Raw genomic sequence first — 14,949 nt, 5'->3', positions numbered from 1 at the left:
CCGCCCCACACCCCGTCCCGGCTCCCGCCCGGCTCCCACCCCGAAGGAATCACCGTGTCCAAGCGCATCGAGGTCAACGACCTCAACGTCTACTACGGCAAGTTCAAGGCCGTCGAAGACGTCAACATCACCATCGAGCCCCGCACGGTCACCGCGTTCATCGGCCCGTCCGGTTGCGGCAAGTCGACCTTCCTCCGCACGCTCAACCGCATGCACGAGGTCATCCCCGGCGCCTACGTCGAGGGCGAGGTGCTGATCGACGGCAACGACCTGTACAGCCCCGGCGTCGACCCCGTGCTCGTCCGCCGTCAGGTCGGCATGGTGTTCCAGCGCCCCAACCCGTTCCCGACGATGAGCATCCGCGACAACGTGCTCGCGGGCGTCAAGCTCAACAACCGCCGCATGTCGAAGAGCGACCAGGACGGCCTCGTCGAGTCGTCCCTGCAGGGCGCGAACCTCTGGAACGAGGTCAAGGACCGCCTCGACAAGCCCGGTTCGGGCCTCTCGGGCGGTCAGCAGCAGCGTCTCTGCATCGCGCGGGCCATCGCGGTCTCCCCCGACGTCGTGCTGATGGACGAGCCCTGCTCGGCCCTCGACCCGATCTCGACGCTCGCCATCGAGGACCTCATCGAGGAGCTCAAGCAGCAGTACACGATCGTCATCGTGACCCACAACATGCAGCAGGCCAGCCGCGTCAGCGACAAGACGGCGTTCTTCAACATCGCCGGCACCGGCAAGCCCGGCAAGCTGATCGAGTACGACGACACCGCGAAGATGTTCTCGAACCCGAGCGTGCAGGCCACGGAAGACTACGTGTCGGGACGCTTCGGCTGATCCGACACCGCGCCTCCTCGGGGTGAGGCGCACCTACACGTCGCGTGTCCGCGAGGTGCACACGAGAAGAGGCGGTCCACCGGGTGGTGGACCGCCTCTTGCGTGGGGTGGCGGGTCAGGCTGCCGGGTCAGGCGTGCCGGGTCAGGCGCTGGGGATGGCGACGACCGGGTCGCTGGTCGGCGACGACGATCCACCCGCGGGCTCGACCGTGATGCCGACCGTGTCGCCAGCATTCATCTCGCCCTTGAGCACGTGCGTGGCCGGGGCGTTCGACGAGGCGTCGAAGGTGCCCGCGGGCACGGCTCCGTCGTCGTTGATGTACCAGAGCTCGTAGGTCTGGTCGCCGGGCAGCGAGGTCATCCCGTCGACGACGACGGCCGAGCGACCGAGTTCGTTCGACCAGATGAGCGTCGCCTTGCCCCCGGTGCTGACGTCGGCCACCGAGCGCTGGAAGTCGCTCGCGGCGTAGATCTCGTCGATGCCGGAGGCCTGCTGCTCTTGCTGCTGGCCGGACTGTCCGAGGCCCTCGACGAGGGCTCCACCGCCGAAGAAGAGCGCGGCAGCCGCGGCGGCCGCACCGAGAACGGCGACCGGACGCGTGAACCAGCGACGGTGCGCGGCCCCGGTCGGCGTGAGGACGCGGGCACCCTCGGACTCGCTCGGCTCCATCTCGGGGGCGGGGGTGCGCTCGACGCGACGTTCGTGGTCGTCGTCACCCGCGCCTCCTGCGGTCGTCGCGGTGTCGTGGTCTGCCGTCGGGCCCGTCGCCGTGAGCGGCGCGAGCTGCGGCGTCGACGCGATGAGGTCGAGCACGCTGGCGCGGAGCCCGGCCGACGGGGTGACGGGCCGGGCCGCGTGGGCGAGCAGCAATGCGGTCTCTCTCAATTCGGCCACCTCCGTCCTGGTGTCGTCGTGCTGGTCTGATGTGTCGTCGAGGAAGGCCTCGAACGCGTGTCGTTCGTCGTCGCTCAGTGCGTCGAGCACGTAGGCACCGGACAGGTGGTCGGTGTCGACGTTCGTGGTGCCCGCGTCGTCCGTGTGCCGGCCGCGCGTGGGCTCGTCGTGGTCGGTCACGATGCGACCCCCATCTCGTCGCGCAGACGGATCATGCCGTCGCGCAGTCTGGTCTTGACGGTGCCGATCGGCACGTCGAGGAGTTTCGCGACCTCGCTGTGGCTGAGGCCGCCGTAGTAGGCGAGCTTCACCGCCTGCCGTTGCAGTTCGGTGAGGCGTCCGAGGGCCCGCTCGACCCGCTCGTGCTCGATGCGGATCTCGACGGACTCGGTGACCGAGTCGTAGTCGGTCTCGAGATCACGCACGCCGATCTTGAGGTCGCGGTCGCGACCGGCCTGGGAGGCACGGATGCGGTCGACGGCGCGGCGGTGCGCCATCGTGAGCATCCAGCTCGCGGCGCTGCCCCGGGTGGAGTCGAAGCGCGTGGCGTTCTGCCAGATCTCGAGAAAGACCTCTTGGGTCACCTCTTCGGACTGGGCGTGGTCTTTGAGGAGCCGCTTCACCAGGCCGAGCACGCGGGGTGCCGTCTGGTCGTACAGCTCGGCGAAGGCGGTCTGGTCACCCTGTGCGACTCGCGGCAACAGTTCGTCGGGAGTCGAAGGAGCGAGCCCGCTCTCGGGTGTCTCTGTCTCTCGGGTCACGAGTTCGAGCATGTCAGGGTTCACCTCCGGTCGCACTGTTCGTCGGTTCGTGGGTCACGATCCGGGGCGGATCGTGATGTGGGGCGGGTGGTGCTTGGCGGTGCGGTGTTCGTCGTGCGGTGTTCGTGGTGCTTGGCGGTGCGGTGTTCGTGGTGCGGGCGGGACCCCCTGCGATGCGGCCGTCTGGGATGGCGTTCAGGCCCGGTGCATCGCAGGGAGACCAGCCCGCCGACGCCCGAAACGTAGGGAGGACGGGTGTCGGCGGGGGATCGTGGATCCCTCACGTGAATGGTTCGGCACCGGGGGCCGGGCGGATTGGGCGAACATTCGTGTGTGGCCGTGCTGCTCGGTCGGTGCTCCGGGCCGAACCCGACCGGCGGCGGGCCGGGATGCGTGCCGAACCCGACATCCGGGCCCTGACTCGCCGCTCACTTTCCTCTGTGGTCGTCGGACGCTGCCGAGTTGTCGCGATTTGCACACGTGGGCGAGGGCGCTGTGCGGGGCTCGGACGGGACGAGGAGGCGCGGGTCGCGGCGCGAGGAGGGCGGCGGTCGGTCGTCACGCCGGGTCTCGACCGAGAGCTCGTCTCGGGAGGAAGAGGTGCCGGACCGCAGAAACGCCTCTCGGCGCGAGGCCGCTCGAAGCGGCTAAATTTGGAGCCCGGGGTTACTGCGGCCCGACCAGAGAAACTTTACCCGTCTCGGGCCGAGCGGTCCGACGAGTTCGCGTCGTGCGAACGCCGCACGGGTCCGCGCGTGTCGAGCCCGCCCGATCGCATGCGACCCGGCGCGGGCCTCGACCGCACGAAGCCGCCGATCAGTCGAGGCTGTCGTCGCGCCACAGGTGGGCGCAGGCGACGAGGTCGACGCCGAGCTCACTGAAGCGCAGGGCGCGGCGGGTGAGCTCACCGGCGCGGTCGGAGCCGACGGCGTCCTGGTCGTCGGCGACCGAGGTGGCGCCGGCAGCGGCGAGGCGGCAGAACGCGGCACCCCGCTCGAGCGCGATGGCGAAGTCCCCGACGAAGACGCCACGGAGGATCAAGTCGGCGAGTTCGAGGATCTCTTCCGGGCTGGCCGGCGCCGGGGCACCGGCGACGACCGGGTCGATCGTCGTGGCGACCTGGACCCCGCGCTCGAAGAGCTGGGTGACCTCGACCGGGTTCTGCCGGATGACGGCCCGCACGAGGTAGATGCGCCACAGGGCGCCGGGCAGGCTGTGCGGGCTGGCCCGCGCCCACAGCTCGGCGACGGCGTCGATGCCGTGCTGGTCGGTGAAGGTGACGAGCCGGTCGAGGATCTCGGGGCTCGGGTCGTGCTTGACGCGGGCGACGAGGGCCGAGGCCGACTCGTGGGCGACGCGGTTCATCGTCGCGGGGTCGTCTCCGCCCTGGAAGGCTTCGAACTCGGACCCCGAGAACTGGGTCGGGCGGTGGAATGGTCTCGGCACCGGACCCACGATAGGCGTGACCACCGACACCGAGCCGGACGTTCGCCCACGGCACCACCGCCGGCACCCCGCGACGCCGGTTCCGGCTCCGGCTCCACCGAGGAGGCGCGGGTCGGCCTGGCGACCGAGAGCCGCGGCATCCCGTAAACTGGATACGCACGGGCCTCTAGCTCAGTTGGTAGAGCATCGGACTTTTAATCCGCGGGTCGTGGGTTCGAGCCCCACGGGGCCCACCTGTATCCGTCGCCACACGTGCGACAGGCGACGTCACCCCGCTTGCACGGCCGCATGCTTGCGGCTCGAGGACCCGCCTCCCCGCGTCTCCCATGGCCGTCCTCGACGGGTCGTACCCGCCACCCGGGAAGGCGGGGCCGACGTCGCACCCGAATGCGGCGGCCCCACCACGAGAGACTGAACCCGAATCCTGTCCCCCGATTTCAGGTGGGTCCCACCCACCTGGTACGCGCAGAACCTACGCCCTCAAGGCGTCACGTGTCGGCTTTTCTGTCGAGGACGAGAGAAAGCGCCCCTCCGGTTCGGGCCGGGAGGGGCGCTCGGCCTCCTCGCGACGGATGTCGGACAAGCCGACGGCATCGCTACGGGGTACGCCAGGGTTACGGGACCCTGGGGAGACAGCAGTGGACGCTACGCTCACCGGAACCGACCGGTCCCAGGTTCGCGCAATCCGGACAGTGCGCTCGTCTGCCCTCCTCGACGAAGGCCGCTAGACGCCGGCCGCCCGGTACCGCACACCCCAGCTGCCCGTCCAGGTCTCGCCCGGGTCGAGCCAGCGCAGACCCTCACCCGAGGCCAGCGCGTTGGCCGGTGCCGTCATCGGCTCGGCGGCGACGGCCAGCCCCTTCACCCCGCCACGAGGGAAGTTGCGGGGCGTGAACACCTGCACGTACTCGAACGACGGGTCCTGCCAGAGTTCGGTCGCCGAACCGTCGGGCGCCGTGAAGGTCGTCGTGCGGATGCCGTCGGCGTCGGGCTCGACATCGCGGTAACCCGTGTCGAGGTCGAGGTCGCCCAGGCGTGGGCCCTGCGACAGGTCGAACTCGGTGCCGGCCACGGGTGACGTGCCGACCGGGATGCTGGCCTCGTCCGTCTCGTACCGGGTCGCCGCCGCGAGCGTGACGGTCAGCGTCTCCGGGTCGTGGTCACCCACCCGGAAGAACGGGTGCGACCCCACGGCGAACGGCGCGCGATCGGGGCCGACGTTCGTGATCGTGTGCGTGACCACCATGCCGTCCACGACGAGTTCGTGCCGCACGGTCGTGTCGAGCTGGAACGGGTACCCGTGCTGCGGGAACACCGTCGCCCCGAGCGTCACGGCATGGGACTCGCGCTCGACCACCCGGTAGGCCGTGTAGCGAAGCAGCCCGTGGCTGGCGTTGCCCTTGGCCGGCTCGGTGAGGTCGAGCTGCTGCTCGCGCCCGTCGAGCGACCACCGGCCGCCGGCGACGCGGTTCGGCCAGGGCACGAGCGTGATGCCGCAGGCCGAGGGCGGGGCCTCGTCGGCGCCGAACGTCTCGGTCAGGGCGACGCCGTCGACGGCCAACGCGCGGATGCCCGCCGCCACCTGCGTGACGACACCCGTGACGTGGTGCCCGTCGTGCTCGAGGGTGAGGTCGTACTGCTCTCCGGTCGGGTTGCTCGTCGTCATCGCTCCAGTCTCGCTCTCGGGTGTCGGTGGCGTCCGGGATCTCGTGCTCCCCTCGGTGACGAGGGACCACGGGCTCAGGGACGCGAGGGGGCCGGGTCGCGAGGAGGCGCGTCGACCTCGCCCGCGCCTCCTGCGGTCACGACGGCGAGGCCGGCTCGGCGCAGCTCGGCGACGGCGTCGTCGTCGGCACCCGCCGTGACGAGCCCCTCGAAGGTGTCGAGCGGACCGATGACGCCCAGGTGGGCCTCGCCGAGCTTGCTGCCGTCGGCCACGATGTACGACCGGCGGGCCGTCTGGGTCATGAGGCGCTTGAGGTCGGTCTCGGGCAGGTTGACGTTCGTGACGCCGTGGGTCGCGTGGACGCCGGTGCAGCCGATGAACGCCAGGTCGGCCGTGACGCTGGCGAACACGCTGGTCGCCAGCGGGTTGACCAGCGAGTGCTGCAGCGGTCGCAACGTGCCGCCCGACACGATCACGGTGAACCGCGGCACCGCCTGCTCGAGCGCCAACGCGATGGTGAGGCCGTTCGTCACGACGACGACCCCCTCGAGGTCGTGCCGTTCGAGCAGGGCCAGCGCGATCTGCGTGGTCGTCGTGCCGACGTCGAGCACGACGCAGTCGCCCGAGCGCACGAGCGACGCGGCCTCGACCCCGATGGCCCGTTTGGCCTCGGTCGAGACCGAGCTCTCTTCTTCGAACGGTCGCTCGGCCGGCCGGTCGACCGACAGCGCCCCGCCGTGGACGCGCGACAACAGGCCGTCGGCCGCCAGGCTCTCGAGATCGGTGCGGATCGTCACCTCGGACAGCCGGAACTCTCGCGCCAGCTCGGCCGTGCGGACGAACCCGCGACGCCCGACGAGGTCGGCGATGCGGTCGCGACGCCGCTCGCCCGGCAGCGGCGCGGACTGCGGCACCGGGGGCGGGGTCGAGTTGCCGTTCACCCGGCTAGTTTCGTATGCTTTCACGTACTTTCGCAACTGCAAGTCGTGGTCGCGAGTGCCCCGAACAGAAGGAGGCGCGATGTCGTCCATCACGAAACGCGCGACGGTCCTGTCCGACGGTCGCGAACTCATCTACTTCGACGACGCCGACACCACGCTCACGGCCGAGCGACGCGTCGACGCCCGAACGCTCGACCCCCGTCCCGACACGGCGACCATGCGACAGGACGTCCTCACCGGTGAGTGGGTCTCGATCGCCGCCTCACGGCAGAACCGCGTGTTCCTCCCCCCGGCCGAGCTCGACCCGCTGGCCCCCGCCAGCGAGACGAACCCGTCCGAGATCCCCGACGTCTACGACGTCGCCGTCTTCGAGAACCGATCGCCGTCGTTCGGGCCGCTGCTCGAGAGCGACGACGCCCCCGAGGGCCTCGACGACCTGACCCGCATCGGCCTCGAACGCACCCTGCGCAGCGTCGGCCGGTGCGAGGTCGTCTGCTTCAGCCCCGAGACCCACGGGTCGTTCGCCGACCTGAGCGAATCCCGCGCCCGCACGGTGGTCGAGGCCTGGGCCGACCGCACGGCCGCTCTGTCGGCCCTGCCCGGCATCCAGCAGGTGTTCCCGTTCGAGAACCGCGGCCAAGCCATCGGCGTCACCCTGCACCACCCGCACGGCCAGATCTACGCCTACCCCTACGTCACGCCCCGCACCACGCGACTGCTCGACAGCATCGAGACCTACGGCCCGACCCTGTTCGCCGACCTGCTCGACCGCGAACGCTCCGGCCCGCGCGTCGTCCTCGCGGGCGAGCACTTCACGGCCTTCGTGCCGTTCGCCGCGCGCTGGCCGATCGAGATCCACCTGCTGCCGCACCGCCACGCCCCCGACTTCGCGGCCCTGACCGACGACGAACGAGACGAGCTCGCGGTCATGTACCGGCGCCTCCTGCGCGGTGTCGACGGCCTGTACGACGACCCGACGCCCTACATCGCCGCCTGGCACCAGGCCCCCGTCGGCGTCGGCCGCGACACCGTCCGCCTGATGCTGCAGATCACCTCGCCTCGTCGGGCCGAGAGCAAGTTGAAGTTCCTGGCAGGCTCCGAGGCCGCGATGGGAGCCTGGGTGGGCGACCTCGTCCCCGAGGTGCAGGCCGACCGAATCCGAGAGGCGATCGAGCGATCATGACCGACACCACCACTCCCCAGGGCTTCAGCGAGGCCTTCGACACCGAGGTCGCCGGCCGCTGGTCCGCCCCAGGCCGCGTGAACCTCATCGGCGAGCACACCGACTACAACGACGGCTTCGTGCTGCCCTTCGCCATCGACCGTCGCACCACCGTCACGGTCGGTCGCCGCGACGACCGCCTGCTGCGCGTGGCCTCGTCCTTCGAGGGCGGCGTCCACGAGGTGTCGCTCGACGACCTCGACCCGGCCTCGATGTCGGGCTGGTCGGCCTACGCCCTCGGCATCGCCTGGGCGTTGTCGATCGCGCACGACCGGGCTGACTCCCCCTCGTTCGCCGCGGCCGGGGGCGACCTCTCGACCATCGACCTGTCGGGCGTGGTGGGCCTCGACCTGTTCGTCGAGTCCGAGGTGCCGGTCGGCGCCGGGCTCTCGTCGTCCGCGGCACTCGAGTGCTCGGTGGCCGTGGCCTTCGCCGAGCTCTGGTCGCTCGACGTCAACCGTTCGGCCCTGGCCGCCGTCGGACAACTCGCCGAGAACGAGGTCGTCGGCGCCCCGACGGGCATCATGGACCAGTCCGCATCACTGCTCGGCAAGGCCGACTCGGGAGTGTTCCTCGACTGCCGCAGTCTCGACGCCGACGTCGTCGACCTCGGCTTCGCCGCCGCCGGCCTCGAGGTGCTCGTCGTCGATACCCACGTCGAGCACGCCCACGCCACCGGCGGCTACGTCGAGCGCCGCGCGTCGTGCGAGAAGGGCGCCGCCGCGCTCGGCGTCGACTCCCTGCGCGACCTCGACGCCGACGACCTCGGTCGGGCCGAAGAAGTGCTCGACGCCGAGACCTTCCGTCGTGTCCGCCACGTCGTCACCGAGAACCAGCGCGTGCTCGACACCGTCCGCACGCTGCGCACCGACGGCCCGCGCGCGATCGGCCACCTGCTCGACGCCTCGCACGTGTCGATGCGCGACGACTTCGAGATCTCGGTGCCCGAGCTCGACCTCGCCGTCGCTACCGCCCAGGCCACCGGGGCCGTCGGGGCCCGCATGACGGGTGGCGGCTTCGGCGGGTCGGCCATCGCGCTCGTCCCCACCGAGGCTCGCGCCGATGTCGAGTCCGCGATCGTCGCCGCCTTCGCCGAGGCCGGCTACACGGCTCCGACCGTGTTCACGGTGCACGCCGCCGAGGGCGCCCGCCGCGACGCCTGACGCCGCGCTTCGCGCGAGACGGGCACGGCACCACGAGACGGGCACCGCACCACGGGATGGGCACAGCACCAGGGGAAAACCTGGCGCTGTGCCCATCTACTGGCGTGGTGGGCCAGCGGCGGCGTTCCCCGCCACGAGGTAAACACCCCGCCACACGATTGCATGGCGGCATGTTTGGTTCGTGGCGGGATGAGGGCACTTCCCCGACCCAGCACCACGAGACGGGCACCGCACCACGGGATGGGCACAGCACCAGGGGAAAACCTGGCGCTGTGCCCATCTTCTGGCGTGGTGGGTGCAGCCGGGCCGTCAGGGTCGCTCGGCGGCCTCGACCACGTTCTTCAGCAGCATCGCCCGGGTCATCGGCCCGACCCCACCCGGCACGGGCGACTGGAAGCCCGCCACGGCGGCGACCGCGGGGTCGACGTCTCCGCGGAGCTTGTACTTGCCCGTCTCCTCGTTCAGCACGCGGGTGATGCCGACGTCGATCACGGCGGCCCCGGGCTTCACCCAGTCCGGCTTGACCAGCCCGGCGACACCCGCGGCGGCCACGACGATGTCGGCCCGGCGCACCTCGGCGGCCACGTCGACCGTCCGCGAGTGCGTCAGCGTCGCCGTCGCCTCGAGGCGGGTCAGCAGCAGGCCGAGCGGGCGCCCCACCGTCAGCCCCTGCCCGATGATCGTCACGTGCGTCCCCGCGATCGGGATGTCGTAGGCACGCAGCATCTCGACGATGCCGCGCGGCGTGCACGGCAGGGGCGTGTCGATCGAGCCCTTGCCACCCGGCACCGCCAGCACCAACTCGCCGAGGTTGACCGGGTGCAGGCCGTCGGCGTCCTTTGCCGGGTCCATCAACTCGAGCATGGCCGTCGGGTCGATGCCGGCGGGCAGCGGCAGCTGGATGATGAACGCCGTGACCGCGGGGTCGGCGTTCATCGTCTCGATCGCCTGACGGATCTCGTCCTCGGTCGCCGTCTCGGGCAGGTCGATGCGGATCGACTCGATGCCCACCTCGGCGCAGTCGCGGTGCTTGCCCGCGACGTACGACAACGAGCCGGGGTTCGCCCCGACCAGGATCGTGCCGAGGCCCGGCGCGATGCCACGGGACATGAGGGCGTCCACCCGGAGGCGCAGGTCGTCCTTGACGGCGGCGGCCAGAGCCGTCCCGTCGATGGTCACCGCCGACGAGTCGTCTCCGGGGACGAATCGGGTGCGTTCGACGCCCCCCGCGCCTCCCGCGCCTCCCGCCGAGGCCCTGCCCCCGACGCCCGCCGGAGCCCCGGCCGTGACGTCAGTGCTCACGCGTAGAGCGGGAACGCGTCGGTCAGCGCCTTGACGCGGGCCGCGAGGGCCTCGATGTCGGGCGACGGCATCAGCGTGAGCGCGATGATGTCGGCGACCTCGGCGAACTCGTCGTCCGAGAAGCCGCGGGTGGCGAGAGCCGACGTGCCGATGCGCACGCCCGAGGTGACCATCGGCGGGCGAGGGTCCCACGGCACCGAGTTGCGGTTCACCGTGATGCCGACGTCGTGCAGCAGGTTCTCGGCCTGCTTGCCGTCGACCTCGCTGGCGCGCAGGTCGACGAGCACCAGGTGCACGTCGGTGCCACCGGTCAGCACGTCCACCCCGGCGGCCTTGGCGTCGTCGGCGGTCAGGCGGGCGGCGAGGGCCTGGGCACCGCGGATGGTGCGCTCTTGACGGTCCTTGAACTCGGGCTCGGCGGCGAGCTTGAACGCCGTCGCCTTGGCCGCGATGACGTGCATCAGCGGGCCACCCTGCTGGCCGGGGAACACGGCCGAGTTGAGCTTCTTGAACAGCGGCTCGTGGTTCGAGAGGATCACGCCCGAGCGGGGACCCGCGAGGGTCTTGTGCACGGTCGACGAGACGACGTGCGCGTGCGGCAGGGGCGACGGGTGCAGGCCCGCGGCGACCAGGCCGGCGAAGTGCGCCATGTCGACCCAGAGGTAGGCACCCACCTCGTCGGCGATGGCACGGAAGGCCGCGAAGTCGAGTTGACGGGGGTAGGCCGACCAGCCGGCGATGATGACCTTGGGCTGGTGCTCGATCGCCTGGCGACGGACGACGTCCATGTCGATCAGGTACGTCTCGGGGTCGACCTCGTAGGCCACGGCCTTGTACATCTTGCCCGAGAAGTTGAGCTTCATGCCGTGGGTCAGGTGACCGCCGTGCGACAGCTCGAGGCCGAGGATCGTGTCGCCGATGTCGGCGATCGCGGCGAGGACTGCGGCGTTGGCCTGGGCGCCCGAGTGGGGCTGCACGTTGGCGAAGTCGGCGCCGAACAGCGACTTGGCGCGCTCGATCGCGAGGTTCTCGGCGACGTCGACGAACTCGCAGCCCCCGTAGTAGCGGCGACCCGGGTAGCCCTCGGCGTACTTGTTGGTCAGCACCGAGCCCTGCGACTCGAGCACGGCGCGCGGCACGAAGTTCTCGGAGGCGATCATCTCGAGGTAGTCGCGCTGGCGCCCGAGCTCTTGCTCGAGGACGGCCGCGATCTCGGGGTCGACGACCGAGAGCGGCTGGTTGAAGGTCGACGGCTGGCGGTCGGTCGACGCGGGGGTCGAGCCGGCGGTCGAGGCGGAGGTCTGGTCGGAGATGGTCACGGAGGACTCCTTGGCACACGGGACGGACGGAGGTCGGATGTCGTGGCCCAGGCGTACGGCCACGCACGTGTGTCAGTCGCTCCCCGATGGTGACCATCTGAACGCCAGTCGCGACCCGCCCAGCATAACAAGACGACCTCCGGGCGGGAACCCGCTCGGCGACCGTGTGACACCCTGGACGGGTGAGCCCCACCCTCGACGACACCCGCACGGGAACGGAGGCCGACCCGCGCCTCCTGACCTCGCCCGACACCCCCTGGGTGACGCTCGTCTGGGACGACCCGGTCAACCTGATGACCTACGTCACCCACGTCTTCGAGACCTACTTCGGCTTCGGCCGGGCCGAGGCGAAGCGCCTCATGATGCGCGTGCACACCGAGGGCCGTGCGGTCGTCGCCACGGGCAACCGCGAAGAGATGGAGCGGCACGTCGAGGCCATGCACGACTACGGCCTGTGGGCGACCCTCGCGAAGCAGGACGAGGCGTGACGCTCGTGCCGTTCGTCCGCCCTCGGGGCGGCGACGAGGTCCGCGTGCGGCTCGACGCCGACGAGCGGGCGCTGCTCACCGACCTGGTCGGTCAGCTGGTGTCGCTGCTCGAGGCCGGGGACGAGGGCGATCCGGCCCTGGCGCGCCTCCTGCCGGCGGCGTACCGCGACGACGCCGAGGCGGCGGCGGAGTTCCGCCGGTTCACGGCCGACGACCTGACACGGCGCAAGGTCGAGAACGGCCGCGCGGTGCTGGCGGCGCTCGGCGAACCGGGCTCGACGCTCGACCGCGCGGCACAGCAGTCGTGGCTGCGCACCCTGAACGACCTGCGGCTCACCCTCGGCGAGCGCCTCGGGGTCACGGGCGAGGGCGTCCCCGCGAGCGACGACAGGCAACTGCAGGCGATGGGGCACGTCTTCGACTGGCTGGGCTACCTGCAGGAGGCGCTGCTGCGGTCCCTGCCCAGGGGCTGACGCAGCGCCCACCGCCGAGCGGCCTGCGGCCCGCGATCACGCGCGCCGCGAGGTGAGGGGCTAGCGGTCCTCTTTCGGGAACACGACCCAGAGCACGAGGTACACGAGCACCTGCGGGCCGGGGAGGATGATCGACAACACGAAGATCAGCCGCACCAGGAAGGCGCTGATGCCGAAGCGGTTCGCGAGGGCGGCGCAGACCCCGGCGATGATCTTGCCGCGGCGGGGACGAGTGAGGGAGGCCATGCCCCCGAGCATGCCAGCCACGCCTGCCCGACGCCCGGGAGCCGCGGCCGGACGGCTCGCGGCCGCCGCCCTAGGATGATGCCGGGGGCAGACAGGTCGGCCCCGTCGTCGTGTCGAGACAAGGGGAAGCAGTGGCGCAGTCGCGGTCCGGTGACGCCCTCGGCGCGTCGTACCGTCTGGTCGAGCTGATCGGGTCGGGCGCCGCCGGCGAGGTCTGGCGCGCGACGGTCGCCCCCGACGACGACGAGGTCGCCGCGAAGCTGCTCAAGCCCGAGCACGCGGCCGACCCCGGCCTGGTCGAACGCTTCGTGCGGGAACGCTCCGTGCTCGTCTCGCTGCGCCATCCCGGCATCGTGCGCGTCCGCGACCTCGTGGTCGAAGGCGAGCGCCTGGCCATCGTCATGGACCTCGTGCCCGGCGGCTCGGTCGGCGACGTGGTCGCGGCCGACGGCCCCCTGGCCGCCGCGGATGCCCTGACGGTCGCCGCCGAGGTGCTCGACGCCCTCGCCGCGGCCCACGCCCTCGACGTCTCGCACCGCGACGTCAAGCCCGACAACGTGCTGCTCGCCGAGACCTGGCGCCCCGGGCTGACCAGTGCGGTGCGCGTGACCGACTTCGGCATCGCCTCGGTGGTCGGCGAGCGCGACCGCCAGACGACGGGGCTGCTCGGCACGCCGCAGTACATGGCCCCCGAGCTGATCAGCACGGGTCGATCCGGGCCCGCGGGCGACGTGTACGCGACCGGGGTGATGCTCTACGAGCTGCTCGCCGGCCGCACGCCCTTCGCCGGCCCCGGCACCGACTTCTCGATCGCCTACCGGCACGTGACCTCGAGTCCGCCCCGCATCGACGTGCCCGACGACGTCTGGGCCGCGGTCGAGGCGATGCTCGCGAAGGACCCGTCCGCGCGACCGGCCGCCCCGGTCGCCGCCGCGCGCCTCCGTCGGCTGGCGCAGGCCCATGCGGGTCTGGCCGCCCTCCCCCGGGCGACCGCCCCGGACGGCTTCGACGAGATCGAGCGACCGGCCACGATCGTCCGTGGTGCTGCGGCCGGGCCCGTCGCCGGAACCGGCCCGGACTCCCCCGACGGAGGCGCGGGTCGAGACGACCACGCACCCCGCGACGGCGAGGCCGCGGACCAGGAGGCGCGCCCCGACCTGGGCACGGACGGCTCGGCGACCGTCGTGCGGCCCCTCCGCCGCCCGGTCGTCGCCCCGGCCCCGGTCACGGAGGCTCCCCCGGCGACCCGGGTCGAGGCCCTGCTCCGGCACCGCCCGGAGTGGCTGACCAACAGGGTCGCCGCGTGGGCCGCCGGTGGCGTCGTGCTCGCCGCGGCCCTCGTCGTCGCGCTGGTCGTGCTGGTGCCCGGCTCGTCGGCCCCGGAGAAGGACGGCGGGTCCGGCGCCGAGGCGGCCCGGTCGAACCAACAGGACCCCGCTCTGCCGAGCGGTCTCGGGGTCAGCCGGACGGCGACCTCCGATCCCGACGCCGGGACGGTGACGCTCACCGTGACCTACTCGGCGCAGGCCGCGCCGCTGACCGGACCGCTGCTCGAGGTCGTGCCGGGGGCGACCGAGGGCGACAGCTGTCCGCCGGTCGACTGGCGCGCGCCCTCGGGCACGGTGTCGGCCGCGCGCAACCAACCGTCGCTGACGGGGTTGACGGTGGCCTGTGGCTGGACGTTGTCCGACCTCGAGGTGCCCGCGGGCGGCCGCGTCGAGGTCGAGGCGACGGTGCCGCTCGAGCTCGCCGACGCCACCGCGCTCGACGAGTGGTTGCAGACCGTGTCGTCAGCCACCTCCGACGCCGTCTCCGACCCGGCCGTGACCGGGACGGCCTACCCCGTGCAACGCCTGGTCGACGTGCAGGTGTCCACCCCGTCGCGCACCGTCAGCCAGACGACGTTGCCCGTCACCCTGCTGCCGGTCTGGCCGAGCGGCCCCGACCAGCTCAACCCGCTCTACGCGAGCCCGAGCACCGGGGCGCCGTCGACCATGCTGACCGACGTCGCAGGAGGCGAGGCCGGTGTCCGGTTCTCGGACGGGTGCTCGGGCGCCCTGGCCGTCTCGTCGGACGGCCTGGTCGTCACCGCGCTGTCGGTCGCCCCGCAGTGCGTGGTGCGCGCCACGGTCGGCAACTTCACGAACCTCGAGAGCCCGACGTTCGGCATCACGACCCGCGAATGACCCGCGG

The 14,949-nt window shown here is 71.8% G+C and carries 14 protein-coding genes, 1 tRNA gene and 1 riboswitch; of the genes, 7 read left to right on the top strand and 8 right to left on the bottom strand.

Annotation, left to right across the window (positions count from 1 at the left end):
• Nucleotides 1-54 precede the first annotated feature (54 nt).
• On the top strand, nucleotides 55-834 hold the full coding sequence (gene pstB, locus AC1MBW_RS09385) for a phosphate ABC transporter ATP-binding protein PstB (RefSeq protein ID WP_054146880.1): 780 nt from the start codon (nucleotides 55-57) through the stop codon (nucleotides 832-834).
• 142 nt (nucleotides 835-976) lie between these two features.
• On the opposite strand, the gene AC1MBW_RS09380 is transcribed toward pstB, so the two are convergent.
• The 3 genes from AC1MBW_RS09380 to AC1MBW_RS09370 all read right to left on the bottom strand — a co-directional run bounded on the left by AC1MBW_RS09380 (nucleotide 977) and on the right by AC1MBW_RS09370 (nucleotide 3,936).
• Nucleotides 977-1,909 carry an anti-sigma factor gene (locus tag AC1MBW_RS09380; RefSeq protein WP_480024288.1) on the bottom strand — a complete coding sequence of 311 codons (933 nt, stop codon included), beginning with the start codon at nucleotides 1,907-1,909 and terminating at the stop codon, nucleotides 977-979.
• Entirely contained in the window at nucleotides 1,906-2,502 is a 597-nt protein-coding gene (locus tag AC1MBW_RS09375) for a sigma-70 family RNA polymerase sigma factor (protein ID WP_480024287.1), read from the bottom strand. Before AC1MBW_RS09375 ends, AC1MBW_RS09380 begins: the two co-directional genes overlap by 4 nt.
• Nucleotides 2,503-3,306: 804 nt before the next feature.
• Nucleotides 3,307-3,936 carry a DNA-directed RNA polymerase subunit beta gene (locus AC1MBW_RS09370; protein ID WP_192122901.1) on the bottom strand — a complete coding sequence of 210 codons (630 nt, stop codon included), beginning with the start codon at nucleotides 3,934-3,936 and terminating at the stop codon, nucleotides 3,307-3,309.
• Nucleotides 3,937-4,096: 160 nt separating this feature from the next.
• Here AC1MBW_RS09370 and AC1MBW_RS09365 point away from each other — a divergent pair.
• Nucleotides 4,097-4,169, top strand: a tRNA-Lys gene (locus AC1MBW_RS09365).
• 491 nt (nucleotides 4,170-4,660) lie between these two features.
• Here the strand turns inward: AC1MBW_RS09365 and AC1MBW_RS09360 are convergent.
• Nucleotides 4,661-5,602 carry an aldose 1-epimerase family protein gene (locus AC1MBW_RS09360; RefSeq protein WP_480024286.1) on the bottom strand — a complete coding sequence of 314 codons (942 nt, stop codon included), beginning with the start codon at nucleotides 5,600-5,602 and terminating at the stop codon, nucleotides 4,661-4,663.
• Nucleotides 5,603-5,676: 74 nt separating this feature from the next.
• Nucleotides 5,677-6,543, bottom strand: a complete 867-nt coding sequence (locus tag AC1MBW_RS09355) for a DeoR/GlpR family DNA-binding transcription regulator (protein ID WP_235451074.1) — start codon at nucleotides 6,541-6,543, stop codon at nucleotides 5,677-5,679.
• A gap of 79 nt (nucleotides 6,544-6,622) precedes the next feature.
• Between AC1MBW_RS09355 and galT the strand changes: the two genes are divergently transcribed.
• Complete coding sequence (gene galT / locus AC1MBW_RS09350) at nucleotides 6,623-7,726, top strand: galactose-1-phosphate uridylyltransferase (RefSeq protein WP_054146884.1); 1,104 nt, start codon at nucleotides 6,623-6,625, stop codon at nucleotides 7,724-7,726.
• Nucleotides 7,723-8,928, top strand: coding sequence for a galactokinase (galK, locus tag AC1MBW_RS09345; RefSeq protein WP_480024285.1), 1,206 nt, complete (start codon nucleotides 7,723-7,725; stop codon nucleotides 8,926-8,928). The genes galT and galK overlap by 4 nt, the downstream gene beginning before the upstream one ends.
• A gap of 309 nt (nucleotides 8,929-9,237) precedes the next feature.
• Here galK and AC1MBW_RS09340 read toward each other — a convergent pair whose 3' ends face one another.
• Nucleotides 9,238-10,107: a bifunctional methylenetetrahydrofolate dehydrogenase/methenyltetrahydrofolate cyclohydrolase gene (locus tag AC1MBW_RS09340; RefSeq protein WP_480026093.1), complete on the bottom strand. Its 870-nt coding sequence runs from the start codon at nucleotides 10,105-10,107 to the stop codon at nucleotides 9,238-9,240.
• 119 nt (nucleotides 10,108-10,226) lie between these two features.
• Nucleotides 10,227-11,543, bottom strand: coding sequence for a serine hydroxymethyltransferase (gene glyA, locus AC1MBW_RS09335; protein WP_480026092.1), 1,317 nt, complete (start codon nucleotides 11,541-11,543; stop codon nucleotides 10,227-10,229).
• Between the two features lie 44 nt (nucleotides 11,544-11,587).
• Nucleotides 11,588-11,671, bottom strand: a riboswitch (ZMP/ZTP riboswitch).
• 60 nt (nucleotides 11,672-11,731) lie between these two features.
• Between glyA and clpS the strand changes: the two genes are divergently transcribed.
• The gene (clpS, locus tag AC1MBW_RS09330; RefSeq protein ID WP_082060201.1) at nucleotides 11,732-12,037 is read left to right on the top strand and encodes an ATP-dependent Clp protease adapter ClpS; all 306 of its coding nucleotides are present in this window, start codon (nucleotides 11,732-11,734) and stop codon (nucleotides 12,035-12,037) included.
• Entirely contained in the window at nucleotides 12,034-12,510 is a 477-nt protein-coding gene (locus AC1MBW_RS09325; RefSeq protein WP_480024284.1) for a DUF2017 domain-containing protein, read from the top strand. Before clpS ends, AC1MBW_RS09325 begins: the two co-directional genes overlap by 4 nt.
• 60 nt (nucleotides 12,511-12,570) lie before the next feature.
• Here the strand turns inward: AC1MBW_RS09325 and AC1MBW_RS09320 are convergent, their stop codons facing one another.
• Nucleotides 12,571-12,756 (bottom strand): PspC domain-containing protein, encoded by a 186-nt coding sequence (locus AC1MBW_RS09320; RefSeq protein ID WP_480024283.1) that lies wholly within the window; start codon nucleotides 12,754-12,756, stop codon nucleotides 12,571-12,573.
• Between the two features lie 131 nt (nucleotides 12,757-12,887).
• Between AC1MBW_RS09320 and AC1MBW_RS09315 the strand changes: the two genes are divergently transcribed.
• Nucleotides 12,888-14,942 carry a serine/threonine-protein kinase gene (locus tag AC1MBW_RS09315; protein WP_480024282.1) on the top strand — a complete coding sequence of 685 codons (2,055 nt, stop codon included), beginning with the start codon at nucleotides 12,888-12,890 and terminating at the stop codon, nucleotides 14,940-14,942.
• Nucleotides 14,943-14,949: the final 7 nt, after the last annotated feature.

Source organism: Frigoribacterium sp. AP1 (assembly GCF_056680555.1).
The sequence above is the reverse complement of the archived record's forward strand: the minus strand, read 5'-3'. Positions and strand labels throughout refer to the sequence as shown.